General features: G+C 45.5%; 1 protein-coding gene. It reads left to right on the top strand.

What is annotated here, in order from left to right; all coding sequences use genetic code 11:
• Positions 1 to 61 precede the first annotated feature (61 nt).
• Positions 62 to 672: ABC transporter ATP-binding protein (locus Ga0466249_RS25850; protein WP_215832374.1), on the top strand; the 611-nt coding region annotated here is incomplete at its 3' end.

The following is a 672-nucleotide window of genomic DNA, read 5'->3' as shown; positions in this document are numbered from 1 at the left end:
GGACTATTTGGCAATAAAGAACTAAGCTGGAGCATGCTGAAGCGGATTGGAGGGAAAAAACATGGAACTGCTGAAAACGACTAAGTTGTCGAAAGTATTTGGCGGTCTCAAAGCCGTTTCTTGTTTTGACATCGACCTTGCTAAAGGCGAACTGATTGGTCTCATTGGCCCGAATGGAGCCGGAAAAACGACAGCATTTAATCTCTTAACAGGCGTCTATCAACCAACAGAAGGCGAAATACAATTTGATGGACAGAGTTTGGTTGGGTTAAAACCCCATCAAATTACTCAGCGCGGAATTGCACGGACCTTTCAAAATATCCGTCTTTTCTCTGATCTGTCTGTATTAGATAACGTGAAAATAGCCTATCATTTTCATGTAAAATACGGTTTAGTCGAGTCAGTGCTGCGCATGGGCCGTTATCATAAAGAAGAAGAGGAACTGACCGAAAGAGCCACGGCTTTTTTAAAGATCTTTGGCCTGGCTGATAAGAAAGATGAAATAGCCAAGAATCTGCCGTATGGTGAACAGCGGCGGCTGGAAATTGCGCGGGCCCTTGCGGCAGAACCCAAGCTGCTCTTACTTGATGAACCGGCGGCAGGGATGAATCCCCAGGAAACGCATGCGCTCATGGAAATGATTCGGTGGATTCGCAAAGAATTCAATCTGAC

The sequence above is a fragment of the Pelorhabdus rhamnosifermentans genome (assembly GCF_018835585.1).
Classification (GTDB): domain Bacteria; phylum Bacillota; class Negativicutes; order UMGS1260; family UMGS1260; genus Pelorhabdus; species Pelorhabdus rhamnosifermentans.
This window is presented reverse-complemented; position numbering and strand designations above follow the sequence as displayed.